This is a genomic window from Amycolatopsis sp. 505, assembly GCF_031625235.1.
Classification (GTDB): Bacteria; Actinomycetota; Actinomycetes; order Mycobacteriales; family Pseudonocardiaceae; genus Amycolatopsis.
In genome coordinates this window covers 54,016-76,780 of the sequence record NZ_JACKQP010000021.1, presented here as the reverse complement: position 1 = coordinate 76,780, position 22,765 = coordinate 54,016, and the positions used below count along the sequence as shown (strand labels likewise).

The 22,765-nt window shown below is 70.1% G+C and carries 25 protein-coding genes; 8 read left to right on the top strand and 17 right to left on the bottom strand.

The window, feature by feature from the left end:
* The first annotated feature begins 63 nt into the window (after positions 1-63).
* The 5 genes from H5965_RS45300 (at position 64) to H5965_RS45280 (ending at position 4,706) form a co-directional block, all read left to right on the top strand.
* The gene (locus H5965_RS45300) at positions 64-690 is read left to right on the top strand and encodes a hypothetical protein (RefSeq protein ID WP_310977508.1); all 627 of its coding nucleotides are present in this window, start codon (positions 64-66) and stop codon (positions 688-690) included.
* Positions 691-929: 239 nt separating this feature from the next.
* Positions 930-1,295, top strand: coding sequence for a hypothetical protein (locus tag H5965_RS45295; RefSeq protein WP_310977507.1), 366 nt, complete (start codon positions 930-932; stop codon positions 1,293-1,295).
* 74 nt (positions 1,296-1,369) lie between these two features.
* On the top strand, positions 1,370-2,164 hold the full coding sequence (locus tag H5965_RS45290) for a hypothetical protein (protein ID WP_310977506.1): 795 nt from the start codon (positions 1,370-1,372) through the stop codon (positions 2,162-2,164).
* Entirely contained in the window at positions 2,164-2,727 is a 564-nt protein-coding gene (locus H5965_RS45285) for a hypothetical protein (RefSeq protein WP_310977505.1), read from the top strand. The genes H5965_RS45290 and H5965_RS45285 overlap by 1 nt, the downstream gene beginning before the upstream one ends.
* An 878-nt stretch (positions 2,728-3,605) precedes the next feature.
* Positions 3,606-4,706 (top strand): sigma factor-like helix-turn-helix DNA-binding protein, encoded by a 1,101-nt coding sequence (locus H5965_RS45280; protein ID WP_310977504.1) that lies wholly within the window; start codon positions 3,606-3,608, stop codon positions 4,704-4,706.
* A 126-nt stretch (positions 4,707-4,832) separates the two neighbouring features.
* Here the strand turns inward: H5965_RS45280 and ligD are convergent, their stop codons facing one another.
* Positions 4,833-5,852: a non-homologous end-joining DNA ligase gene (gene ligD, locus H5965_RS45275; RefSeq protein WP_310977503.1), complete on the bottom strand. Its 1,020-nt coding sequence runs from the start codon at positions 5,850-5,852 to the stop codon at positions 4,833-4,835.
* Positions 5,853-6,373: 521 nt separating this feature from the next.
* Here ligD and H5965_RS45270 point away from each other — a divergent pair.
* Complete coding sequence (locus H5965_RS45270; RefSeq protein ID WP_310977502.1) at positions 6,374-7,072, top strand: hypothetical protein; 699 nt, start codon at positions 6,374-6,376, stop codon at positions 7,070-7,072.
* Positions 7,073-7,253: 181 nt separating this feature from the next.
* Here H5965_RS45270 and H5965_RS45265 read toward each other — a convergent pair whose 3' ends face one another.
* Positions 7,254-7,667, bottom strand: a complete 414-nt coding sequence (locus H5965_RS45265; RefSeq protein ID WP_310977501.1) for a hypothetical protein — start codon at positions 7,665-7,667, stop codon at positions 7,254-7,256.
* Positions 7,668-7,808: 141 nt separating this feature from the next.
* Here H5965_RS45265 and H5965_RS45260 point away from each other — a divergent pair, with 141 nt between their 5' ends.
* Positions 7,809-8,390 (top strand): hypothetical protein, encoded by a 582-nt coding sequence (locus tag H5965_RS45260; protein ID WP_310977500.1) that lies wholly within the window; start codon positions 7,809-7,811, stop codon positions 8,388-8,390.
* Positions 8,391-8,619: 229 nt separating this feature from the next.
* Here the strand turns inward: H5965_RS45260 and H5965_RS45255 are convergent, their stop codons facing one another.
* Positions 8,620-8,865 (bottom strand): hypothetical protein, encoded by a 246-nt coding sequence (locus H5965_RS45255; protein ID WP_310977499.1) that lies wholly within the window; start codon positions 8,863-8,865, stop codon positions 8,620-8,622.
* A gap of 138 nt (positions 8,866-9,003) precedes the next feature.
* Positions 9,004-10,449 carry a hypothetical protein gene (locus H5965_RS45250; RefSeq protein WP_310977498.1) on the bottom strand — a complete coding sequence of 482 codons (1,446 nt, stop codon included), beginning with the start codon at positions 10,447-10,449 and terminating at the stop codon, positions 9,004-9,006.
* Between the two features lie 650 nt (positions 10,450-11,099).
* On the opposite strand from H5965_RS45250, the gene H5965_RS45245 reads away from it, so the two are divergent.
* Positions 11,100-12,212, top strand: coding sequence for a tyrosine-type recombinase/integrase (locus tag H5965_RS45245; RefSeq protein WP_310977497.1), 1,113 nt, complete (start codon positions 11,100-11,102; stop codon positions 12,210-12,212).
* 11 nt (positions 12,213-12,223) lie between these two features.
* Here the strand turns inward: H5965_RS45245 and H5965_RS45240 are convergent, their stop codons facing one another.
* From H5965_RS45240 to H5965_RS45180, 13 genes are all read right to left on the bottom strand, one after another.
* Positions 12,224-13,984: a hypothetical protein gene (locus H5965_RS45240; protein ID WP_310977496.1), complete on the bottom strand. Its 1,761-nt coding sequence runs from the start codon at positions 13,982-13,984 to the stop codon at positions 12,224-12,226.
* 295 nt (positions 13,985-14,279) lie between these two features.
* A complete protein-coding gene (locus H5965_RS45235) occupies positions 14,280-15,014 on the bottom strand; it encodes a plasmid partition protein ParG (RefSeq protein WP_310977495.1) in 735 nt (244 codons plus the stop codon).
* Positions 15,011-15,718 carry a hypothetical protein gene (locus H5965_RS45230; RefSeq protein ID WP_310977494.1) on the bottom strand — a complete coding sequence of 236 codons (708 nt, stop codon included), beginning with the start codon at positions 15,716-15,718 and terminating at the stop codon, positions 15,011-15,013. Before H5965_RS45230 ends, H5965_RS45235 begins: the two co-directional genes overlap by 4 nt.
* Entirely contained in the window at positions 15,715-16,293 is a 579-nt protein-coding gene (locus tag H5965_RS45225) for a hypothetical protein (protein WP_310977493.1), read from the bottom strand. The genes H5965_RS45230 and H5965_RS45225 overlap by 4 nt, the downstream gene beginning before the upstream one ends.
* A 101-nt stretch (positions 16,294-16,394) precedes the next feature.
* Positions 16,395-17,054 (bottom strand): hypothetical protein, encoded by a 660-nt coding sequence (locus H5965_RS45220; RefSeq protein ID WP_310977492.1) that lies wholly within the window; start codon positions 17,052-17,054, stop codon positions 16,395-16,397.
* Complete coding sequence (locus H5965_RS45215) at positions 17,051-17,638, bottom strand: hypothetical protein (RefSeq protein WP_310977491.1); 588 nt, start codon at positions 17,636-17,638, stop codon at positions 17,051-17,053. The genes H5965_RS45220 and H5965_RS45215 overlap by 4 nt, the downstream gene beginning before the upstream one ends.
* A 4-nt stretch (positions 17,639-17,642) precedes the next feature.
* Positions 17,643-18,281 (bottom strand): VUT family protein, encoded by a 639-nt coding sequence (locus H5965_RS45210; protein ID WP_310977490.1) that lies wholly within the window; start codon positions 18,279-18,281, stop codon positions 17,643-17,645.
* A 47-nt stretch (positions 18,282-18,328) separates the two neighbouring features.
* Positions 18,329-18,571 (bottom strand): hypothetical protein, encoded by a 243-nt coding sequence (locus H5965_RS45205; RefSeq protein ID WP_310977489.1) that lies wholly within the window; start codon positions 18,569-18,571, stop codon positions 18,329-18,331.
* A gap of 646 nt (positions 18,572-19,217) precedes the next feature.
* Positions 19,218-19,670 (bottom strand): XF1762 family protein, encoded by a 453-nt coding sequence (locus tag H5965_RS45200; protein WP_310977488.1) that lies wholly within the window; start codon positions 19,668-19,670, stop codon positions 19,218-19,220.
* The gene (locus H5965_RS45195) at positions 19,667-20,530 is read right to left on the bottom strand and encodes a GP88 family protein (protein WP_310977487.1); all 864 of its coding nucleotides are present in this window, start codon (positions 20,528-20,530) and stop codon (positions 19,667-19,669) included. The genes H5965_RS45200 and H5965_RS45195 overlap by 4 nt, the downstream gene beginning before the upstream one ends.
* Before the next feature lie 124 nt (positions 20,531-20,654).
* Complete coding sequence (locus H5965_RS45190) at positions 20,655-20,945, bottom strand: hypothetical protein (protein ID WP_310977486.1); 291 nt, start codon at positions 20,943-20,945, stop codon at positions 20,655-20,657.
* A gap of 97 nt (positions 20,946-21,042) precedes the next feature.
* Positions 21,043-21,762, bottom strand: a complete 720-nt coding sequence (locus H5965_RS45185; protein WP_310977485.1) for a hypothetical protein — start codon at positions 21,760-21,762, stop codon at positions 21,043-21,045.
* Between the two features lie 47 nt (positions 21,763-21,809).
* Positions 21,810-22,763 (bottom strand): L,D-transpeptidase, encoded by a 954-nt coding sequence (locus H5965_RS45180; RefSeq protein ID WP_310977484.1) that lies wholly within the window; start codon positions 22,761-22,763, stop codon positions 21,810-21,812.
* Positions 22,764-22,765: the final 2 nt, after the last annotated feature.

The following is a 22,765-nucleotide window of genomic DNA, read 5'->3' as shown; positions in this document are numbered from 1 at the left end:
TGCGCAACGATTCCTCCCGGCCCGTCGACTCCGGCGGGATTCGGCCGATGTGCCTTCGAGGTGATGATGGACGAGCTGCCGGCAGGTGAGCTGGATGGCGAGGCGGTGCTGAGCGCTTACGAACAGATCGCGGACCTCGTCCGGACGATGGCCGACGACGTGCTCCAGGACGACGTGCGCCTCGAGCCGGCGGATGCGCCGCAGCGGTGGCGTGCGGACAGGCAGGCAGCTGCGGCCAGCGGCGCCGAGGCCGTGCTGCGGGAGACGCTCGCGTGGGTGCATGAGGTGAAGGTGCAGGCGACCGCCGCCGAGCGGCTGATCCGGACCGCCCTGCGCAGCGGCACGCCGTCCGGCTCGCCGACTGCGTCGGAACCGGTGATGCAGGCTGCATCACCGGGCGTGGTCGACGTTCCCGGCGGTGCGGGCGCGGTCGCCGAGCGGCTGCGCAGTACGCAGCGGGCTGAAGACGGGGCGGTGTACCTGGAGGGCCTGGGGCTGGATCGTGCCGGTCTGCTCACGGTCGCGGGCGAGCTGCAGCTGACGCGGCTGGAGAGCGTGCGCAGTTTGAAGGAACTTCGGCGCAGGATCGTGCAGCAGGCGATCGGCGGGCGGAACAAGTTCGCGATTCTGCGGGGGTTTCGGGAACTCCGCAACCCCGGTTCGGTACCTCCAGGGGATGCTCCGTCGTGAGCGGTCGGCGCGTCGGCCAGGGCGCCGACATCCGGCGCTGGCCCCGAGCTCGCGTCGTCCGGGGTGATGCAGCCTCATCACCGAGCGGTCGGCGCTTGTCGTCCCTCCGGTCGCCGCGAGGTGGCTTGGGTCCACGTCGGCGCGATCGAGCCGTGCTCACGGCAGGGCCGGAAGCGCGACGCGGGTGGCCCCGCGGGCCGCAATGCCCGAACTTGACGGCCGGTAGGAGGAGAGACCGCATGTGGTGGACGCGCAAGTCGAAGCCGTACCCGAACGCTGAGTTGGTCAATGCGCTCCGCGAAGCCGGCTTGCGCGCGATCTGGCGACTCGAACAGAAGGATGGGCCGGGCGACATCAATCCCCACACCGCGCGGATGACGTCGTACGCGCTGGCGTCGATGCTGACGTTCTCCGCCGACGGCTCACCGATCCGAGTCGGCGACGGCTTCGAGCGGGTGAAGCAGATGGTCTTCGCGGGGATGCCCGAACGCCGAGAGTCCCGCCGAGATTGGGTGGTCTGGGAGCTGGACCGCCTGGGATACGCCGCACAGGCACGGGCTCTGGCCGACCAGCCCGTCGGCAGTGAGCGCCGCAAGAGCGGCTAACTCGACATCGATCCCGGGGAGGACGAGGGTGAGCACAGCGAGACAGGCGTGGCCGAGCGGAGGATCACCGACGAATGCCCGATGACGACCGCGTAAGCGCCTCTCGGTGCCTGGAGCAAGTGCAGCGGGCTCACCGCTCGGGCGATCTCACGGCGGCTGTCGCGTGGTCGCGGCGGCTGACCGAGGCTTTGCTCGTCGAGGGCGACGACGCCGTGGCCCTGGAGAAGTTGGCTCGGCGGACACCGAGGGCACACGAACCGAGCGGCCGCGGGGTCGCGCTCGACGCCGCAGCGGACCAGATGCACGCGGCGTTCGACGCTGTGCGCGGCGAACTCGCCGACCGCCCGATCGTTTCTACGGTCGCCGAGCTGGGCGAGTTGCTGGGAAGGCTGCCCGGCGAGATTGCCCTCGTCGTCGAGGACCACGTCCGTGTTCCTCGTGGCGTGACGCTCGGCGAGGACGCGGTCCTGGTCGTCGTCGCGGAGATGACGCAAGTTCATACGGCGCCGGCGACGCCGGTAAGCGATGACCGCGGGCAGGAGTACCACGTGCTGGAGCCAGCGCTACAGCTGGCGCTGCAGTGGCTTCCGGACGCTGCAGCGCCCGCGTGCGCGGTCGAGGACACAGTGGCGGAGAACCTCTTCGTGCGGGCGATGGCGGCGGCCGAGGACGGCCGCCTCGCCGAGTGCCTGACGTCGGCGGCCGCGCTGCTGGAGCAGCTCGCCGTCGCGCTGGACACGGAGATTCCGGAGTGGTTGCCGGGCGGGCGGCCGACGACGCAGCTGTCGCAGGCCGCGTCGACGCTCCGTTACGTCAGCGCGGCTCTGGGGCGCCATGCTCCGGGGCTGGAAGAGCTGAGCCGCCGGTGATGCAGCCTGCATCACCGGCCGGCTCGACGGTCGGGCCGACCGCAAACGAGGTCGCGCTGGTGGACTGGGTCCGGCGGCTGGCGTCGGTGGCGCAGCAGGCGGTGTTGCCGTCGGGGTGGCGGTATCCGAACGTGCCGGCGTTCTTGGCGGCCCACGGGCGGCTGTTCCGCCCGACTGCCGAGCCGGTGCCGTCGGACCGCCGCGGCCGGGTGGGGGAGTGCTGGTTCAACGCCGCCACGTACGCCGACCGGAACGGCGTCGTGTACGTCGAGGGGTGGGCGACGGAGGTGTTCGGCTGGGAGATCCCGCACGCGTGGTGTGCCTCCGGTGAGGAGGCTGTCGAGCCGACGTCGGGGTGGGAAGGCGACTTCGTGTACCTCGGGGTGCCCTTCGCGGATGAGTTTCGGCGCAGCGTGCACCGGCGGAACGGCGTGGGGTCGCTGCTGTGGGAGTTCGCCGCGGCGAAGGACTTGCTCGAGTTCGGGCCGCCAGCCGGTGCGGTGGTGCCGGACGTGGGACGGCCACTTCCGCCGATCGAGCCGGGCGCGCCGGTCGTCAGGTGATGCAGGCTGCATCGCCCTGGCCGAAGAACGCGGCGGCGCGCGTGCCACTGGCCGCGGGAAAGTAGCCGCCGAGCTGGTTACCCGCTGGTACTTCGTACAGCGGGTGGCACTTTCCGGGGCGAGGTGGCAGCCTTATCCGACTCATACGCGTCGTCGCGGGGACGGAGTACTGAGCCAGCTGGCTCAGTACTCCGTCCGCGCAGCGAAAGGTCCGCCGCGCGGGGTTCCACAACCCCACGGGAGGGTCTGTATGAAGGAAAAATGCCGTTGCCCGAAGTGTGAGGACGCGAACGGAGGTGAACCGAAGAGCGTCGCGCACAGCGACGATCGGGCTAAGCAACCGCAGCCCCGACGAGCGGTGAAGCTCGCCGGGACTACGGCCTTGTGGGTGCTACGGATCGGGGTCATCGCCTACCACGTGATCCGCGAGCACTTCTCCGCGTAGTCCAGAACGACCGACCAACCAGACAAGAGGCGGGTCGGGCCGAGGTTAGGAGCTCGGCCTGGCCCACCTTGAACGCCCGGCTGTACACGCCACGCCATTCGAACTACATCTAGTCATAGGTCACCAGAACGCGGAATCGGCACGCATGATTCCAAGAAACTTCGGTGATCTTGAGTAGCCTTCGAGCACATGGCGTGAGCTTGCGGATCCCAGCCAGGCACCTCGGCAGCGGGAGAGGACGTGAGCCATGACGAGATTCGAGCTATCGCGGGCTCCCCACGCGGTCCCCGCAGAGGTCGATGCCCACATCTCGTACTCGACCCACGACGACTACTTGACGTCCCTGTGGACCGCGACCGATGCAGCTGCGGACAGTCACGGCGAGCCGGATGTTCGGCCGAGGTACGAGGCCTGGCGGCGAGCTGCTTGCCAGGTGAGCGCTGCGATGTTCAGCGTAGCCAACCGCGAAGATCCGGGAGTCCCGCCGCGCGAACCGCCGAAAGCACCGCCCGTCGATCACGACGCGGGTACGCGGGCCCCGGACCAGGTAGCCGAGTTGCTAGGTTTCTCGCATGTAGCGCTGCGCGAATGGTGTGAGAGCCACGGAATCGGTCAGGATGCGGGCGCGGCTAGCGGCTCGCACTCCGGTGCTGACGTTCGTCGGTTGCAGGGCATGCAGCATCTCGTCGCCAGCGACATGGCGGCGCCCGAGGCTGTGGCGGCAGCCTGCAGGGAGCCGGCTGGGCTGCACCCGGGCGAGGTTGCCGCGACTGCCGGACAACGGGCCGTTGACGTTGCCAGCGGGCCCGGCACTGTCGATCAACAGGAGCAGGAGCTCGGTGTCGACGCCGGGGTCCACTTGCAGCGTCAGGAACGGTTGGCGCATGAGGGACGCCTCGTCGACACGTTACGGGCTGAGGGCTTCACCGGGCCGGCATTCGAGGAGTTCAGGTATCACCTCGTTTCGTCCACCCTGCCTATCGTGCGGGCATGGATTCGCAGGGGCCAAATCTTCGGGATGAGTGCGCAGCTAGGCCGAGCAGTTCCGCATCCGACGAGACCGATCTCGCCGGATGACCAGGCCGAGATCGCGATGGAGACGGTCGCCCAAGGCCTCCGCTTGTTCACCCGATTCGCTTTGCACGATGGACATTGGCAGCCGGAGCAAGGCGCCACGTTGAGGACTTACTTCGTGGGAAGCTGCATCAGGTCGTTCCCGAACGTCTACAGGCGCTTCGAATTCGAACGCAAGGACGCAGATCGGACGACCCTCATGGCGCCCGAAGATCTCAGCGCGTTGGTCAGTGAGGCGCCCGGCCTCGTAGAGCGCAGCCCGGAGCCCGCCGCCGTCGAGAGGCTCGCGGCGAGCGCCGAACTCGCGAAGATGAGCCACCGGACGAGACAGGTGGTGGTGCTGCACGCGTTGGGCTACACCCAAGAGGAGATCGCCGAGGTTCTACAGGTGTCGCCGGGAGCCGTGCGCGGGCGGCTGACGCGGCAGTTCGCTCGGGTCCGGCGAAACTACGGGCGTTGACGACTGGCCGGCCCGGGGAAGCGCCAGCCGGAGCTGTGGCGCTGTGAAGGAATGGCTCGGTGATGCAGGCTGCATCGCGCGCATCGGGCTTGTGGTCCGGCTTTCGCGGTGTTCCCTGTTGGCTGGCTACCTGGTTTCTGCGGCTCCGCCGGGTATGCCGGGCAGGCTCTGAGGTGTCCCGATGGTCTCGGGTGGCTTGTCGGTGCGGAGGCCCTTGAACGCCGGCTTGCGCAGCTTGCCGTCGGTGGACACTTCCGCGTACTGAACCTCGGCGACCAGGACCGGCTCAACCCAGCGGGCGACGCGGGTGTACTGGCTGGGGATTCGGTCGGAGAAGGGCGAGGTGGTGCGTTCGAGCGCGGCGAACCGGTCGAGGAGGAGTTCCAGCAAGGCGTCGGTGAACCCGGTGCCGACGTTGCCGAGCCAGATCAGCCGGCCGGTGTGGTCGTGGGCGCCGACGAGCAGGGCGCCGAAGCTGCGGGCGCGTCGGCCCGTGCCGGGGAGCCATCCGCCGATCAGGACTTCGGTGGTGGGCCGCAACGGGGTCTTGATCCAGTCCGTTGAGCGGGCTCCAGGTCGGTATGGCGCGTCGGCGCGCTTGGCGACGATGCCTTCGAGCTGCTGCTCGGCCGCGACGGCGAGGATCGCGGGCGGGCCCGGTTCGCCGAAGTTGGGCGGAGTCGCGACGTGGTCCTCGGTGAGCTTGAGGTCGGTCAGCAGGTTGCGGCGTTCCCGGTAGGGCAGGCCAGTGGTCGGTTGGCCGTCGAGGGCCAGGAGGTCGAAGACGTAGTAGTAGACGGGGAACTCGGCGAGCTGCGCGCGGGTCGGGCGCCGGACGTGCATGCGGCGTTGCAACTTCCCGAACCGCGGGCGGCCGCGGTCGAGCGCGACGACTTCGCCGTCCAGGACCGCGTCACGTCCGTTCAGCAGGTCGGGGAGGCTGGAGATCTCGGGGTAGGTGGCGGTGATCGGGCGTTCTCGGCGGGAGTAGACCTCGAGGCGGCCGCCGACGGCCGCGGCGATGGCCCGGACGCCGTCCCATTTGAATTCGGTGCACCAGCCGTCGGCCGTCGGCGGTTCGCCGGGGACGGCCAGCATCGGGGGCACCGGAGCGGGTCCAGGAGGGCGGCGCCTCTTCTCGTCCATGGGGTCCATCGTCACCCATTCGGCCGAGCAACGCTCGGTAAGCCGGGACCGGCGCTGTTCTCTACCAGCGGTTTCGGGGGAGGTTCGCTCGTCGGTGTTGTGGTCCGGGTTTGCCGGCTCGCGGCCATACCTCGCGACCTCGCGGTGATGCAGGCTGCATCACCCGGACGGCTGTGGTCCGGGTTTCGGCGTCCGCCCTCGTGCCGGGAGAAGTTGGTGCGGTTTGATGCCGCGACGGACACGCTAACCGTCCGGGCATGGTGGTAAGCGGCCCGACACGCCCTCACGCTCCCGGCCGAGGGCATGAAGATGTTGCGCTACAGTGCTTTCGGGCTTGCGCACAGCCCGTTGTCGCGCTTCTCTGCGTCCACGCCGTCGAGGGCACTTCGACCAAGGTCTTTGATCGCGCACGCGGAACCCCGTTGAGTTCGTCATCGAGCTGCAGGTGCGGGGCGTGGAGCCGTACCGGAAAAGCTGCTGTGACGAAGGAAGATCTGTTCAAGGGACGTGTCCGGGACCGGATGGCGGTGACCGGCGAGCCCTACTCGGAGGCACGGCGGATTCTGCTGGCCGATTACCCGTTGCCGTCCGACGAGGAAATGGCCGCGGCCGACGCGACGGAGTATGACCCGGTCGCGTACCACGCGGCCACGGCGGGTTCGTTGCCGCCGGGCGTGCTCCGCCCGATGGGGTTGGCGTCGGGCGCCGCGAGTGACTGCTACGAGGCCGTGATCCCGGACCACTTCGGTCCGCGGAAGGGCGAGCCGGGGAAGCTGGCGGTGGCCGCGCGCGGCCACCAGTTCGAGGGTCTGCCGGCGCTGGTGCTGGAGTGCGTCGAGATCGTTGAGGGGCGTGGGAAGGTGCCCTTGGCGTGGTGGACGAGTTTCGGGATCGAGCTGAACCATCGCGGGTGGGCCTTCGACCCGGTGGGCGGCGACACGATGGACTGGCGGACCGAGCTGACGCCGGTCGCCGGCGCGCCTTCCGCGCCCGTTCGGGCGCGGATCCACGACGGCGGCGAATTCGTGCTCTTCGACGGGCCGCTGTACGTCCCGCGGTCGTGGCTTGTTCGCACGCGTGTCGACCCGGTGGGTCTGCTCACGATCGCCGGGCCTGTGTCGGGATCACAGGTGCCGGGCGATCTTGACGACGAGGTGGTGCGCACCATGCTCGGCACCGGCAATCTCGTCGCCGCGAAGATTCCCGTGATCATGAACTAGCGCCGCGAAGCTGGTGATGCAGCGTGCATCACCAACTTCGGCCATCCACAGTCATGGCGAGCACGCAGGCCGGAGCGCGGGGTTTCCCGGATCACCTCCGTGATCGGGTGAGCGTACGAGCTGACCTCCGAAACCCGGACCACAACGGGCGCGCATGCTCGGTGCGGTTGTGGTCCGGGTTTCAGCTGCGCTGGTCGCGAAGCTCGGCGGTGAGCAACTGGAGAGCGGCGACGCCGACGTCCCACTGGCCTTTGAGGCCGGTCGAGTCGGTGAAGCGGGCGATGAGCGCGTCAGCGTCGAGGGGCCTTCGGTTCAGGTGCAGCACGACGGCCTGGATAGCTGTCCCGTGGGCGGGGGAGGGGATCTCGTCCACGAGGTCCCGGGTGACTTCGTACTGGCCGGGTTCGGCGCCGCCGCGGAGGTACGCCTCGGCGACGAGGCGCGGGCCGGCGTAGGCGAGCTGCTGCAGTTTCGCCTTGCCGGCGGCCGACGGGCCGCCTATCCAGTCAGCGAGCCGCTGACCGGCCGTTGCCGGGTCGATGACGGCCTCGGACGCAAAGTCCGTCAGGATCGCGTCGACATCTTCGGTCGTCATGTGCCGTGGAACTCCGCATCGCCGCAGGTCGGTTGGTGGGCCAAATCTATCCAGGCAGGCAGGGCGTCGACCAGCGCCCGAACAGCCGGTGAGAACCCGGGGCCTATTTATCTGTACGGTTAATAGTCTAAGATTCTAACCATGTCTCCCAAATTTGTGGTCGCGGTCGAGAAGGGCAGTGCTGAGCGGGTCAACGCAGCAGTGACCGAAACCGGGGATTGGTGGAGGGCGCAGCTGCGCCGGGTGCATCTGATCCCGGATCCTGCAGAACGCCGGCGTGAGCGCGCCCGGGTAGAGGGGGAGCGGGATCGACGTCGTCGCGAAGGCCTGTACCGCGACAACGTCTCGGCGGTGATCCTCCACCACCTGCTCGCCGAGCTCGGCGCCCGCGGCTGGCTCGGGCGCGAGTGGCAACCGGTTCCACATGGCGAGGCCTCGTTGCCAGGTCGTCCGTGGGGAGTCGAGCGTGGGTCACGAGGCTCCCTGCGTAGCAAGTTGACGGTGTCCGTTCCGGACGACGTTGCCGAGTTGATTCGGCGGGCGACCTATTGGGCTTCCGCGCCGGCGGTGCGTCGGCTGCAGCAGCTGAGCTCGCTGGAGCGTCCGATCACGAGGTCCGAGTTGGAGGAACAGGCAAAGCTGCGCGCCAAGATCGTGACGACGGGCGACTTGATCCGGGCGGCCATCGATCGCGTTGCCCCGCCAAGTCCGGCACCACGTTGAGGTTTTCCGATGCCCGCGGCCTAACTATCTGTACAGATAAATAGGCTGCGGGTGCTGCCCCGGCCGGAGAGGTGGGCCGACGTTGAGGTGACCGCCTCGTTGGTCTCGAAGCCATGCGGGGCTCGGGGGGTTCTCCGGGTGATGCAGGCTGCATCGGCACGGGCGGAGGTGATCCAGCCTGCATCAGCGGGCGCGTCGCTTAAACCGGCGGGGCTGCGGTCTCGTGGATCTAGCAGGCTTCCTCGACCCAGTAACCGCCGCGGTGGTGGCGTGGGTACGTCTCCCGAAGGTGGTCGTCCGGGGTACCGGGGAGGACCTGACCGGACGAGATCGCCACGCGGTCCGGGTGAGTCCGGTTGTAGGCGTCGATCGCGCCATAGACCTCGACTGCGCCGAGGTCGAGCACCTCGTCCTTGATCAGGGTGTCGTTGGTCAGGGCCTCGCCCCGCTTGATGGAGCTGATGAAGAAGTTCACCTGCGGCGCTCCCGTCGTGACGTCTCCAGCAACGGTAGGACAGCCCGCCTGGCGGGTGACCAGGTGGTCCTCGCCGCGCGGCCTCCAGTCCCTGCGCACGCGCGGCCGCGGCCCGGACGAGTTCGTCCAGATCGTTTGTTACTTCCCTCGGCGATCGTCGGTGCTCTTGCCGGTCGTGCCTGCCTGTTGAGCGCCGACCGCAGCTGCCTCGAGGTCGCGGATCCGCGCAGTCAGCGCGTCGACCTCGGCACGGTGAGCCTGCTTCACGGCCTCCTGCGCGATCTCCCACTGCCGGCGGTCCTGCGTGCGCTGCTCTTGAAGCTCGGCGGCGACACGCTGGCGCTCTTGCTCGTGCCGCTCGACCAGGGCGTCCATTCGTTCCTGCAAGGTATCGACCTTGGCCCGCGCTTTTTCGGCGTCTGCGCGTGCGCTGGTGATCTCGCGTTCGTGGCGCTGCTCTGCGTCGTCGAACCGGGTGTTCAGGCCGGCCAGTTCGTCTCGCAGTCGTGCAGATTCGCCCGTCGCGGCCTCCGCTGCGGCGGCGTCCTTGACGGCCCCTTCGCGGACCAGGGCGAGGTCCTTGGCTGCCGCAGCCGCGTTCCTGCGGGCGGTGGCGGCGTCTGCTTGGGCAGCCTCGACGGCCTGGCGGGCCTCAGCTTTCGCGGCCGTGATCTGGCTTTCGGCGTCGCGCTTGGCCGACGCGATCTGGTCGGCTGCGTCCTTCCGGATCTGGTCGACGAGGCGGTCATGCTCTTCCTGGCGTGCCTGCAGCGTTTCGTCGCGCTGTTGCTCCACCTGCTGTTTGAACGCGACGGCATCGTTTTCGGCGGCCGTGATCCGGCTGGCTGCTTCCTCCTCGGCCGCCGTGATGCGCTGGGACGCCTCCTGCTGCGCTGCCTCAATCTGTTGGCGTGCTTCGCGCTGTGCAGCTTCGACCTGCGCTTGGGCCTCGGCGAGCTGTCGCGCGGTCTCCTGCTCAAGCGTTTCGAGCTCGGTCACCGCTTCGTCACGGACTTCGCGGGCGGTGGCTGCCTCCTTTCGGGCCTTTTCGGCGTCCCGTTCAGCCTTGTCGGCTCGGGTGTTGGCCGTGCTGACGGCGGCGTCAGCCTGGGCGCGGATGTGCCTGATTTCGCTGGTCGCCCTCTCCGGGTCGTCCATGATCTCGCCGAGCTCGGCGGCCTGATCGAGGATCTGGGCGAGCTGATCGTTGCTGCGATCGAGGTACGCCTGGCGCTCGTCGAGGAGCTCGGTCCAGCGGGTCCGGATCACGGGCATCGCGGTCGCGCTGTCGGTGACTGCCCGGTTCGGGTCCAGCAGGAGAACTTCAGGTGCGATGACTGCGGCGTCGCCGGCCTTGTGCGCCTTCTTGACCCGACGGTGCGCCTTGAGGCTCGTGTGGTCCGGGTTGTCGCAGAAGACCGGGCTCGCGCCCGGCTTGCCCGGCTTCCGGGGCTTCGACGGCCGCCCGCAGAGCGTCAGCGTCGGATCGTCGGCCGGACCGGTCGGAAACGGACACGTCCCGGCCGCGGCGGTGCCCGCTCCGGTCTCTTCACTGTCGTCGCTGCTCACGGGCTGTTCGCTCATGTCGCCGAGCGTACCATAAACCATTGCGTTACATAGCATCGCATAGCATTACATTTCATATAATCGCAACGATATGAAATGTAATCGGTCAACCCTTCGCCCGTGGGCTGCCCGGGACCGGAAATCAGGCGCGCACGTCCGCGCGGGGACCCCCCGCGCGGGGACGGCGGGGCGCTCGGCGGGGGCCCGGCGGGTCGGCGGGGCGCTCGGCGGGGGCCCGGCGGGTCGGCGGGGCGCTCGGCGGGGGCCCGGCGGGTCGGCGGGCCCCCGCCGAGGAGATTGGCCTGGGGCCGGAGGGGCCGGCCGCAGTTGCTGGCGGCGGAGGTCGGGGATTCGGCCTGCGGGGGAGTTGCCCGCGATCCAGGCTGCATCAACAGACTTTCGGGTCGCGGACCCGCGTCGGCCGATATTTACGTCACCGTGACAAAACGGGTCCGTGTGATCCCCTGCTGCTCGATACGCGCCGACACCCGCCCCGATGTTTCGATAATGTCTTTTATCGCCACATCAGAATCTGAACGCGAAGCGCCGCGCCGACGGCGACGCCGAACGGTGTCCACTCAGGAACTGTCGGTGCCCCGTGGTAGACCTGCAGGACTGATCACGGGGCGATGCAGGCTGCATCGCTCGGACCGAGGGCGGCGGTTCGGATGGTGGATGCGACGGGTGCGCTCGTGCTCGGCGACGCCGGCGCGAGCCGAGCGGGTTGGTGGGACGAGTACGGCGAGTTGTTGGAGACGACAACCAAGGAGTGGCTCGAGCGGATGAAGTCGGCCTGTACGGCGCGCGCGTACGGCCGGGACCTCGGCTACCGGGTGCCAGTGACGTTTCCCGGCCGCGGCCGGCCGCGTTCGCCTCTTCTCGGCGGTTTGACTTGGTGGGCCTGGCTTTCCGCCCGGGGCCTGGATCCGTTCACCGTGCCGGAGATCGAAGTCATTCGATGGTTGCGGGCGCTCGACGACGCTGGTTACAGCGCGAGCACGCGAGCGCGTGCCCTGGCGGCGATGCGTGCGTGGTACCGGTATCTGCTGAGGACGAAGCTGTTCGCCGACGTGTTGACGGTTTCTCCGGCCGCAAGTGTTTCTGCTGCGGCACAAGGGATTTATCTGCCGGAGCAGTCGAACACGATCGCGTTGACGCCCGTTCAGGCCGCGGGAATGATCGAGGCGGCCGATGTGCTGCCGGGCCCGATGCGGTTGCGGAACTCGGCGACCGTGGCGCTGATGCTGACTACCGCGGTGCGGGTTGGTGAGTGCTGCGCCCTGGCTGTTCAGGATCAGACGTACGACCAGGGGCGGCGCAAGCTGCGGGTCCTGGGCAAAGGCGGCCGGTATCGCTCGGTCGGCGTTCCGGATCTGGCGGAAGAGCGTTTGGTGGCGTATCTGGACAGCCGACCGGATCTCAAGGTGGTCGCTCGGCGCGGACACGCCGGCGTCCGTGCCCGGGTCCCGTTGCTGATGACGCGGACTGGGCGTCCGATCACGCGGACCGAGGTGTGGCGTGTCCTGCGGCGGGCGGCGGAGCTGGCGGAGCTGCCGCGTGAGCTGGTCGAAATGATGACGCCGCACGCAACCCGCCACACGGCCGCGAAGATCGCGCAGATGTCCGGTGCCGATCTGGAGCAGATTCGGCTGCTGCTCGGCCATGTGTCGGCTCGGACGACGCAGCGCTACGTCCACGCGTCGGGGGAGGAGGTTCCGTTCGGCGTCGGGACGCTGCTTGAAGCGGCGATGACCGATCGGGCGGTGGCTGGGGCGGCGTGATGCAGCCTGCATCACGCCGCTCGGTTGAACAGGAGTAGTTGGCTCGGGCCAGCTCTGCCCGCGGTTGGGCCGTCGAGCCATGTTCGTTCTCGCATTCCCAAGTGGACAGTCATGGGAGCCGAGGTGAGCAGCGCGACGTCGGCCGGGTGGTCTTGACCAGTTCGTGCGCGGGCGGCGGCCTGGGCGATGCTGTCGCGTTTGTTCAGCCAGTCGAACCAGCGCGAACGTTCGCCTGGGTCGAGTTTTCCGAGGAATGCCCTGCGCTGCTTACGTTTCTGCTCCTGGACGTCGTCGGGGAGAGCATCCCAGCGGGCGCGCTGGGCCCAGAGGCTGCGAGCTGTCTTCGCTGCCGGGTGCTGGCTGGTTGACCAGCGTTCTCCTGTCTGGCGGGTGGCTTCTTCGAGGGTGCAGCGGAGTTTCCAGCGGGTGCGTTCCCGGACGTGGTGCAGGCGCATCCGTTCGGGATTGGCGTGGCCGTAGGTGCGGGGAGTGGGGGTGTACCACCTAGTGGTCTCGTTTTGCGGAAGTGCCTGGTCAGCCCGGGGGCCGAGGACGTATCGGTGGCAGTCGTCGGCTCCGCCGCCGTACTTCTCGGCGACGGCGATGATGCCGTGTTCGGTGAGGTCGGCTTTGACCTGGACGGTGACCCCTTTGGACACACAGGCCTGCTCGGCCAGCGTGCGGACGTCGATGCTGCCGTCCCGGCTGACCAGGGCGACGGCGAGGGCGTCGATGACGGCACGGATGCTCTTCTGCCGCTGGGGGCGGAAGCTGGCGATGAGGTCGGCTGCTGCGTCGTGCATCGCGGTGCGGGTGCGCTCGATTGCGGCGGCCCGCTGGGCGGGATCGACGGTGTCGGGCTGCGTGGGCTCGTCGGGGCGGTCGGTGAGTCGGCGGACGCGGCGCTGTGCCGGGTCGGCGGCGCGCTCGACGGCGGGTAGCCAGTAGCGATCCCGCCATGCCCGGCGGCCGAGGGCACGCGCGCGCGCGGCGCTGGCTTCGCGGGCGAGGTCCCATGCGGCGTCTTCGTCGAGTCCGCGTTCGGCGGCGATCTCGGTGACGGCGGGGAACCACATGTACTTGCGGAAGTCGGCCTGGCCGCGTTCGACAACCTGGCAGTCGCCGAGGATCGCCCAGGTCTGGGTGAAGTTGAGGCCGCGCCGGATTGCCGCACAGGTCCGGCCGTACTCGCGCTCGGATGCTGTCTGCTGGCCTGTACCGCTCGGACCGGGTGCCGGGCGGCAAGCGGGGCGTTTGGGGGCTCTGGCTGGGCTTGTCGACGCCGCGGGGGCGTCCGCGGGGGTCATGGTGCCGTCGAGCACCGGAGCCGGGTTCCCGTGGCGGTGCTCGGCGGTGAGCAGGCGGAGGGTTCGGGGGACGCGCAGCGTGGCGGCGACGCCGTGGTGCACGGCGACGTCGGCGACGTAGGCGGCGAATGCGTCGAGCAGCTCGGCGGGGACGCGTGCGATGAGGTGGTGGCCGCCGGGGCGGCCGGAGGCTCGGCGCAGGTAGGGCAGGCCGTAGCCGGTGAGCCAGTCACGCAGGTCCTCGGACGCGGCGGTGCCCGCCTCTGCGGGCGCGCCGGTATCGGCCGCGTCGACGTCGACGACTTCGATGCCGGCACGGGCGGTGCCGACGATGGAGACGGCGGCGGCGTGCTGATGCAGTGCGACACGCGCGGCGTCGGCGGTGGTGGCCGTCACGACCTTGTTGTTGTCGCGGTCGATGACGATGTAGGGCGCATCGAAAATTGCCTGGTCAAGCGCCTGCAAGTACCCGGCGGTGGGCGCACTCGCGCCGGGTGGTGCTCCCGTGCCTTGCGACACGCGGGCATGTTTTTCGTCAGACGTGCGGTCTGAACGAGGGTGTGCGCTACCCTGGGGGCAGCGTTCCACCGCTGGTCCTCCTGTGACGGGTAGTCGGTGGGGCGCGCGGGAGACGTTGCTTGGCGGCTGGGTCTCCCCAGACTTCCGAGGGCCCGCCCGCTCCTGTGGCGGGCCCTCGGGTTATCCGGGTTTTCCGGGCACCCCTTCTACGTATTCAGTTTTGGCACGTCCTGTGCCTTGTTCAGCTCGCTTTCTGAAGGTCGTTGAGGGGCAACTCTTCCTGCATCGGCCGGTCTTCGACCGGGTGGTCGGCGAGCCACTCGTCGATGAACTTGTTGATCTCATCGGTCATGGTCGTGCCGTAGGCCGTGCAGGCACGCCTGAACTTCACTTTCTTGCCGTCCGGAACGAAGGCTTCGACCTTCTCGGTGCGAGGTTGAGTGAGGCGTGGTCGACCCATGTCGTAGTTGTATCGGACGCCTCGTCCGCTCGAGGTCTCGACACGCTGATCTTCCGGGGTTTTTTTCCGGAAAAAATCCCCAGGTATGAGCACGCCGTCCGCGACCACGGCGCACGTGATCGGGAGGAGCATCCGGCCTGGTCGCGGCGTTCCGATGTAGACGGCCGTCGGGTCAAGCGTCCGGGCGGGATCGGCGGGATCGCGGGCAACGTCAGCGAACCGGTGGCGCAGAGCAGTCCACAATGCGGCCATCATCGCGAACCGCGAGGCGGTGTCGGCACGGCGAGGCGCGGCGCGCTCGACTCCGGCGCCCTGGGCCGTGAATAGAATTGCGCGAATAGCACAATCTGCGCTTCTTGTCAAATACTCCTCTGGTGCAGATACCGCTTTGACAGCCAGGAATTTCGCCGCGAGAGCGGTCGCCATACCCGGCCGCAGGAGGACGCGAATACGGCTGTCGATGCAGCCTGCATCAGCCGGGGCCGCGGCGCGGCCGAGGGACAGGCGGGCGTTCATGAGGACTCCGCAGCGGCGTGCCGTGCTTGGACTGGGTGCTCTCCCGACGTCGAGGGCGAGAGCGCGGGAATCCGCCGGACACGGCGCAACAGCCGGGCGATCAGCGGGCCGCTGATCAGGGCCAGCACGACGGTGCCAGCGCCGACTGCTCCTGTGTGGACTGCTTCGGCCGGGCCGAGGATCAGGGTGGCGGTCGCGACGAACACGCTGTCGATGCCGATGCGTGCCAGTGCGAGTCTGCGTCCGTTTTTTCCGGTCGCGCCTCGGTCACCGGCGAGCACGAGCATGAGTCCGTCGCGGGGGAGCGGGCCGAGGGAGGCGACCAGGTAGAGCGCTACGCCTGTGCAGAACAGGCCGCCGCCTGCGGCGAACACGGCGAGGCGCACGATGATGTTGGTCAGTGGCGGCAGGACGGCCAGGACGGTGTCGGCGGTGAGTGCGGGAATCACGAGGCCGACGAAGGTGCCGACGCCGGGTCGCAGCTTCAGCGGGAGAAAGCTGGCCAGCAAGATCGCCTGGCAGACGAGGATGCCGACGCCGAACGTCCAGCCGGACGCGCGTGCGACGGCCAAGTGGACCGTGTCCATCGGGACCATGCCCAGCCGGCTGGCGACGAGCAGGGCGATGCCGACGCCCATCGTCAGGGTGCCGGTGCCCAACAGCGCGAGCCGTTCCCAGGGTGGCCAGCACGCTGGCCGGGTCATGCCGCCACCTGGGTCGGGAGGTCGACGCGCCGGAGTGTTCCCCGGCGACCGGCAGCGAGGAAGCGGCCGAGCCGGTCCCGGCGGCCGCAAGAGACGATGTGGACGCTCGGTTTGGTCAGCTGGTCGTTGAGTTCACCGGCGGCGTAGCGGCGCTGCAGGTCGGCGACGCGGTCGGCGACCAGCGCGTCGAGTTCCGGTCGACGCTTGACGTCGCGGTTGAAGAACGGGTCGGTACGGGCCTCCAGGAGTGCAGCCGGAGTGACGGCATCGAGGTTGAGCCCGAGGTGCGGAACGCGTGCGTCGATCCAGATCACCGAGCCGGGTGCGTGTAGCAACGGCTTCAGCTCTTCGCCGACGAGGGACGCGATCATCCCTTCGTGGACGTAAACCAAGATCGGCGAGCGTCGGTGGATGTGCGCGACCGCGTGGTGGGCGCCTTCCATCCGGACGAGTCCGCACGTGAGCCCCCGGGGGTTGATGACGCCGTTGTGCACCAGCGGCGCGAGCTTCTGCTGCTGGGCACCGAAGGCGAACTGAGGGATGTCCAGAGTCTGAATATGCAGCTCGGTCGACATGGTTTTCCTTTCACGACAGGGAAAGTGCGGCTGGCGAGGTTCAGATCGCCGCGCCGCGAGGGAGAGTGAGGCCCCGCCACGGCGGGGAGGAGGTGGTGGTTTCATGGCGTGATCCGGGCGGCCCGGGGGATGCGTGCGGCGTAGTGCGGGATGGTGTCGGGCGCGCGATGAGCGACCAGCTGCCGGTACACGGCTTCGGTGGTGAGCGCCACGGGGCGCCCGGCTCCGCTGAGCACGGCATGCGAGAAGAGCGCGGGCAGGTCAGCCTTCTGGCGCTCGCGGCCGGCGGCCGGGCGGGTAAGCAGGTAGGCGGCGCGGTGGAGACCGTCGAGGACGTCGTCGACGGGCTGGCCGCCTTCACGCAGGGCCCGGCGAGCGCCGAGGTCGGCGCCGAGCAGAGCTTCGTGGACGTATTCGGACACGGTGGCGACGGTGAAGGGCGGCCCGCTCATGGCGCCGAGGAGCCGGAGTTCGCGCCGGAGCACGCGCGTGCCGGGTGGCAGGTCAAGCAGGATCGCCGAGGCCTCGCTGAGCTCGTGGGTGACGGCGGGTTCGAGCAGCTCGCCGCGCAGGGGGAAGCCAGCCCACCAGCGGACGGCGTCGAGGAACCGCGGCGCGGTGCGGATCATGCGGGCGAGCCGGTCGAGGTCGGCGGTGAGCTTCTGCGGCTGCGATCCAGCGTCGGCGGCCGCGGCGCCGGGACGGATTTCGCGGGCGCCGCTGTCGCCGGGCGCAGCTGCGAGGAGTGTCGGTTCGGTCATGCCTGGTCTCCGAACAGGTTGGGCACAGGCCAGCGGGCCTGGCGGGTCAGGTTCTGGTCGGGCCCGTAGGCGAGGAACGTTCCGTCGGCGGTGTCGCAGCCGAACAGTTCGGTGATCTGCCAGCGGCGGGCGCTGTTCACTCGGCCGACGTGGAGGTGCTTGCCCCGCTCCTTCGCGGCGACCTCCAGGCGCTGCGCGGATCGGGACAACTTCCACTCGGTGGTGCCGCCGACGAACAGCGCGTCGATCTCTTCCCACGGCACATCACCGACGGTGAGACCGTCCTGCGCGACCAGCGCGGCCGGGTATCCGAGATCCCGGATGATCGGCAGCCACGGACGGGATCGCTCGAGCGAGGCCAGGCCCATGTCGTCGCCGAGCGCGGGGTTGAACCGGTCCGGCGCGGCTGCGAACAGGCAGTGGGCCTGCCAGGGGATCAGCTTCTCCAGCCACGCGATCCACTTCTCGTCGCCGGGGTAGCCCGTGGTCGAGTAGCAGCCGGTATCGGCGCCCCACTCGACACCGGGCAGCGGTGCACGGCCCTCGGCGGGGGTGCACATCTGGCCGAGATCACCGGCGCGCATGGCGTCACGCACCTTCGGTGAGCTGGCGTTTGCGAGGTAGAGCACGTCTCGCCGCTTCTTGGACGAGGAGGTAGAGCCCGGTGGTCCACACGGCTTTCACCAGCAGCTGCCCGGCGACGACGTCGGTGGAGAGCGGGAATCCCGCGATGACCAGGAACAGGCAGGTGTCGACGATCCCGCCGGCGGTGTTGGAGGCGATGAGCGCGGGCCGGAACCCGCGGCGCCGCCGCAGCGGGGTGTAGACGACCAGGTCGGCGGCTTCTCCCACCGCGAACGCGGCTGCGGAGGCGAGCGCGATGCGGAGGTCTCCGCCGATCGCGGAAACGGCGATGCCTGCGGCGATCCCGGCGACGACCCAGCGGACGCCGGCGGCGTCCTGGAGGTGATCGCGGAAGCTGAGGGCCAGGCCGCTGGCGTAGGTGCCCGCGGTGACCATGAGGCCGAAGCCTGCCGGGGCGAGACCGAGGTAGCTGGTGGCGAGGTTGCCGATGACGATGCTGGCGACGTACGCGAGCAGGAGCGCGAGTTTCGACGCGCGGCGGCGGGGACGCGGTGATCCAACCTGCATCACCTCGGCGGAGGTGGCCGTCGCAGCCGCCGCGATCACCGCGGGCTGGTCGTCTGCCGGATGAAGGTCAGGCACGGCTGCTCCTGTGGTGGTGGCGTACGTGGGTCGCGGGACTTGCGGGTTCAGCCGTAGAGCCAGGTCATCGACGTGCTCAGGCACGCCGCGGCGGTCCCGGCGCCCGCGGCGCGCAGCATCACCGCGCCCCGGATCAGCAACGCGGCTTCCTCGGCGCTGGGGGCGCGGTCCAGCAGCTCGGCGAGAACCGCTGCAGCGTCGGCGTGCTCGTGTCCTGGTTCGAGCACCAGTGCCAGCTCGGGGTCGTCGAGGTAGGTCCGTCGGGGCTCCGGCGGGGGATGGTCGGTCATCGGCGTCCTCTCGTGGTCGTTCGCGCCCGGCCCGGTCGACGGGCGAGGACGGCACCGCGCGGCGCGGCGAGTGCGGGCGCCGAGCTGCGAGGAATTCGCGGGGGCTCGGCTCGTCGCCGAGCTGGCCGGCGTAGTGGTGGCCGCCGTCCTGGTAGGACCGGAGGGCGTAGTAGGGCGGGGAGGTGACCACGAGGTCGACGGAGGCGTCCTGCAGCGGGAGAGCGCGGGCGTCGCCGCGCAGGATCACCGGCATCGGCGGGGCGAGCACGGCGTCACCGGGTGACGGCGTGCTGTCGGGGCCGCTGGTGGTGGTCCATGGTGCTCCTGGTCGTGGTCTGTCCGGTTGGCCGGTGGCGGCCGGGCTCCTGGGTGGCCGTGGGTGGGCGACGTGCGGCCGGGGTCCGGCGGCTGCGCTCCCGTTGGGGGGTTACGGGGCGGTCGCGCGCCACGGTCGTGGAGCCCGGCGGCCGCCGGTGGTGCTGGCCTCCTTCCTGGTCGTCGGCTTGCCCCGTGGTGCGGGGCCGGGGTCGCCGTGGGCGGGCCGGTCGAAGCGGGCGACGCCGGACGGCGGGCTGGGGGTGCGGACTGCGGCGGTCCGCATCCGCTGGGCGGCCTCGGAACGGCGGGGCGCCGCCGAGTGGGGATGTCACGTGGCCTCCCAGAGCGTGCGGGGGATGGCTTCGGTGCCGAGGACGGCGCGGGGGCGGCTGGGTCTGGTCCACCCGGGCCGCGCTGGGCGCTCGGCGATGACGCGCCAGCCGGCGGCGCGTAGCGACGCGCCGGTCTCGGGTCGTTGGGTGTAGGTGATCAGCCGGGTGTAGCCGAGGGCGAAGGTGGCGCGGGTGACGGCGCCGTAGAGCATCGAGTTGGCGTTGCGGGTGCCGTCGGTGGTCGTGCGGGTGACCTCGAGCGTGGCGCCGTTGTCGAGCATCCGGGAGACGGGTCGGCCGACGATGGCGACGCCGCGCAGGACGCCGTCGTGGTCGGCGACGCCGACGCAGAATTTGCAGCCCGGGGGTCGTTTGTGCGTGCGGTGCCAGGTGTCGACGAACCCGGCCGCGTACGCGAACGGCACCGGGACGAGGTGCAGCGACGTCACGGGACCTCCCGGACGGGCGAGGCGTCAACGTCGGTGCGCAGGTCCTCTGCGGGCCGGTGCGATGCAGCGCGCATCAGTCCGGCGGGCCCGCGGCGCGGATGACGTCGCAGCGCGTCGTCGACGCGCTCGCTGCAGGGGCCGCGGCCGCGGCGGGCGTCGTCTTCGGCCTGCCACTGCCGGAAGGTGCGACCGTCCAAGCGGGTCAGGAAGTGCGCGATTCTGTTGGCGGGGATGCCGACGGGTGCGGGGCCGAGGACGGCGAGCAGGTCGGAGTCCTCTTGGGAGTGCCAGCCGGCGGCTTCGATGGCCGCGCGGGTCGGGAAGACGTCGGCGACGCGGTCGCGCCGGTCGTCGAGCAGTTGGTCGTCGCGGCCGCCGAAGCTGTAGACGAAGAGGAAGTTTTCTGGCGGCTCCGGCTCGACGAGATGCCGGAACCTGCGTATTTCCTTGGTGTAGCAGTAGAACTTGGTGTGCGGGGTGGCGTGCATGATGCGTAGCCACGCGCGGGTGTAGGCGTCGGAGAAGAAGTCGCCGGCGTCGTGGATGCGGACCCAGGCGCCGGTGAAGCGCGCGGCGGTGAGTTCGGTCTTCATCGCGTGCTCCCATCCGAGTAGGTCCTCGATGACGTAGGCGAGGTTGGCAAGGTGGCGGCGGCGGACGTTGGCGAAGCGGTAGGTTCCGGCCAGCGCGTAGCAGACGTGCGCGCAGATGCCCGCTGACGGGCAGGTGCGGACGGTGACGCCGTTGAGCCGGGCCGAGAGAGCAGGGAGCGTCCAGGTGTAGACGCCGGCGTCGGCGAGTCGGCGGTTGCCGCGGCTGAGCAGTTTCGTCGGCCGTGGCGTGGGCGGTGGCGCTGGCACGGGAACCTTTCTGCGGTAGTGGTTTCCGGGTGTGGGGCGCCGCCCCGCCCACACTCGGGTGCCTCCGGTCGCCGGTGCTGGGTGATGCAGGCTGGATCACCGGCTACGCGGAGGCGGGTGGTCGTCACCAGATGCGGACGCCGTTCGGCTGCACGGTGAGTTCGCGGTTGTCCGGGTTGACGCCGAGCTCGCGGTTCGCGGGGACGGCGTACACGCGGGTGCCGTTGGGCTGCACGCCGCCTTCGCGGGTGTCCGGGCTGACGGCCGCGGTACCGATCTGCCCGTTCGGCGCGGTGGTGATGCCGTGCGAGTAGGAGCCCGGGGCGGCGGCCGCGGCGACGCCGACGGTGCCGAGGGCGGCGGCGGTGGCGAGGCCGCCGACGACGAGGGTGCGGGCGAGGGACTTGCTGATCACGTGTTTCTCCTTGAGGTTGGGCCGGGCGGCCCGCTCCCGGGGAAGGTGGAGCGGGCCGCCGGGCCGTGGGGGTACTGAGCGACGTGGGTCGGGTCGCTCAGCCGGTCACCGGGTGGTGACCGTCGCGCGGGACCGGCGGCGGCGCCGGCTTGTCCGGCGTCCGGCCCGGTCGGTGCGTGCCGGTGGGCGGCTGCGTGGTGGGCTTGCCGCTGGGCTGGTGAGTCGGCTTGCCGCCGGGCGGCGCCGTGGGCTGGCCTGTCGGTGGCTGCTCGGTGGGCTGGCTGGTCGGCGGCTGGCTGGTCGGCGGCGGGGTGCCGGTGCCGCACTTGACGACGGCGACGGTGATCGTCTCGACCGCCTTGCCGCCCGCGCCGATGATCTGGACCGTCGCGCCCGCGCCGCCGCCGAAGCTGACCTTGAGGTTGCTGGCCGCGGGTGCGCTGCCGGAGTGGCTGTAGGTCGTCTCGCCGTTCGAGCACTTCGCGCTGACCGAGCCGATGGACTTGCCGCCGACGGTCAGGGCGCCCACGGTCGCTTCGGCGATCCCGGCACCGGCGCGCACGGTGATCCCGCTCGCCGAGAACGTCCCGGCTTTGCCCGCGGCTGCGCCGGAGGCGGACTTGACCTCGCCGCTGCTGGACACCGACGGTGTCGCGCCGACCGGGTCGACGCCGGCGGCCGAGACGCCGTACGCGGTCGAGGTGGTGGCGGCCGCGTTCGCGGGCGCTCCGGCGGTGAGCACGAGCGCGGTGGCGCTGGCGATGAGGACGCCGCCGGCGCCGATACCGGCGAGAACGGTTCTGGATGTGCGGACCACGTGGTCCCCCCTTGCCTGAAGTGGCCCGGCCGGGCCTGGATGGGTGTTCACCGGATCAGCACCGGGGACCCGATCGGGACCTGCGTGCTGATCACCTGCAGCGCGTCCGGCGGGATCCGGATGCAGCCGTCAGAGCTGGGGCGGCCGTAGACGTCGGCGGTGGGCCAGGTGTGCAGGCCCACGGTGCCGGGGCCGCCGCCGTAGGTGGAGTAGGTGTCGCTGTGGGCGCCGGTCGGCAGGATGATCGGCGAGAAGGTCGGGTGGACGTCCTTGATGGAGGCGAGGATGAACGTGCGGGTCGCCGGAGTCGGCGACCCGGGCTTGCCGACTCCGACCGTCCAGTGCCCGACCGGCGTTCCGTCGCGGAATAGGTCGAGGGTGAACCGGGCGCGGTCGACCTCGAGCCGGTAGGCGCTGTGGGCGGTGGTGACGGTTTCGTCGAGGTAGAGCCATCCGGCGCGGTCGTTCGGCCTGGACGGCAGCAGGACCTCGGCCCAGCCGGGTTGCTCGGCAACGACGGGCAGCCACGTGTCGCTGACGAGTTCGGTGGGCGGCAGCGCGGCGATCGCCGGGCCGCCGGGAGCGGCGTAAACCGGGATTACGGCGGTCGGGTGGACGAGCCGGCCGCCGGGAGCGTCGTGCGGAGCAGGGTCGGCCACGGCTGCGGACACGGTGCCGAAGGTGTCGGCGCGGGGCAGTCGGGCCAACTGCTGCGAGGTGACCGGCACGGGTGCGATCACGGCGACATCGTCGACGTCGACCCCAATCCGGGTCAGTGATCCACGCTGCATCACCGCGTCGGACCGGCTGTTGCCGCAGCCAGCCCAGGTGAGCGTGCCGAGGACGGCGAGCGCAGCGAGCGCGGCGAAGGCCCGGCGGGCACCGCGGCGGCTGCGGGTTGGCTCGGCAGCTGGACGGCGGTGGCGGCCGCGGGCGGGCGCGGCCGGGCCGGTGACGTCGACCGCGGCGGGCTGGTCCTGGTGCTCGGTGTCGTCGGCCACGG

Coding starts and splice junctions, on each gene's coding strand:
- H5965_RS45260 (WP_310977500.1), top strand. CDS start 7,809: ATGTCTCCCAAATTTGTGGTCGCGGTCGAGAAGGGCAGTGCTGAGCGG.
- H5965_RS45220 (WP_310977492.1), bottom strand. CDS start 17,054: ATGACCGAACCGACACTCCTCGCAGCTGCGCCCGGCGACAGCGGCGCC.
- H5965_RS45290 (WP_310977506.1), top strand. CDS start 1,370: ATGCCCGATGACGACCGCGTAAGCGCCTCTCGGTGCCTGGAGCAAGTG.
- H5965_RS45265 (WP_310977501.1), bottom strand. CDS start 7,667: ATGACGACCGAAGATGTCGACGCGATCCTGACGGACTTTGCGTCCGAG.
- H5965_RS45285 (WP_310977505.1), top strand. CDS start 2,164: ATGCAGCCTGCATCACCGGCCGGCTCGACGGTCGGGCCGACCGCAAAC.
- H5965_RS45300 (WP_310977508.1), top strand. CDS start 64: ATGATGGACGAGCTGCCGGCAGGTGAGCTGGATGGCGAGGCGGTGCTG.
- H5965_RS45205 (WP_310977489.1), bottom strand. CDS start 18,571: ATGACCGACCATCCCCCGCCGGAGCCCCGACGGACCTACCTCGACGAC.
- H5965_RS45270 (WP_310977502.1), top strand. CDS start 6,374: ATGGCGGTGACCGGCGAGCCCTACTCGGAGGCACGGCGGATTCTGCTG.
- ligD (WP_310977503.1), bottom strand. CDS start 5,852: ATGGACGAGAAGAGGCGCCGCCCTCCTGGACCCGCTCCGGTGCCCCCG.
- H5965_RS45245 (WP_310977497.1), top strand. CDS start 11,100: ATGGTGGATGCGACGGGTGCGCTCGTGCTCGGCGACGCCGGCGCGAGC.
- H5965_RS45295 (WP_310977507.1), top strand. CDS start 930: ATGTGGTGGACGCGCAAGTCGAAGCCGTACCCGAACGCTGAGTTGGTC.
- H5965_RS45250 (WP_310977498.1), bottom strand. CDS start 10,449: ATGAGCGAACAGCCCGTGAGCAGCGACGACAGTGAAGAGACCGGAGCG.
- H5965_RS45225 (WP_310977493.1), bottom strand. CDS start 16,293: ATGTCGACCGAGCTGCATATTCAGACTCTGGACATCCCTCAGTTCGCC.
- H5965_RS45235 (WP_310977495.1), bottom strand. CDS start 15,014: ATGAACGCCCGCCTGTCCCTCGGCCGCGCCGCGGCCCCGGCTGATGCA.
- H5965_RS45230 (WP_310977494.1), bottom strand. CDS start 15,718: ATGACCCGGCCAGCGTGCTGGCCACCCTGGGAACGGCTCGCGCTGTTG.
- H5965_RS45215 (WP_310977491.1), bottom strand. CDS start 17,638: ATGCGCGCCGGTGATCTCGGCCAGATGTGCACCCCCGCCGAGGGCCGT.